The 210-nt window shown below is 35.2% G+C and carries 1 protein-coding gene; it reads left to right on the top strand.

Translation table 11 applies throughout. The features are described from left to right. A partial coding sequence (gene tnpA, locus ADF68_RS01785) for an IS200/IS605 family transposase (RefSeq protein WP_049548392.1) occupies positions 1 to 210 on the top strand: 210 nt, incomplete at both ends.

The raw sequence follows: 210 nt of genomic DNA, 5'->3' as shown, positions 1-210 counted from the left end.
GCCAGATCATGTACATATGTTAGTAAGTATTCCACCAAGGATAAGTGTTTCTAGTTTCATGGGATATTTAAAAGGTAAAAGCGCTCTAATGATGTTTGATAAACACGCAAATCTGAAATATAAGTTTGGAAATCGACATTTTGGGGTAGAGGGATATTATGTGAGTACAGTTGGCCTCAATGAAGCCACAATAAAGAAATACATTCAGGA

This window comes from Streptococcus pseudopneumoniae (assembly GCF_001068775.1).
GTDB classification, from domain to species: Bacteria; Bacillota; Bacilli; order Lactobacillales; family Streptococcaceae; genus Streptococcus; species Streptococcus pseudopneumoniae_N.
The sequence above is the reverse complement of the archived record's forward strand: the minus strand, read 5'-3'. Positions and strand labels throughout refer to the sequence as shown.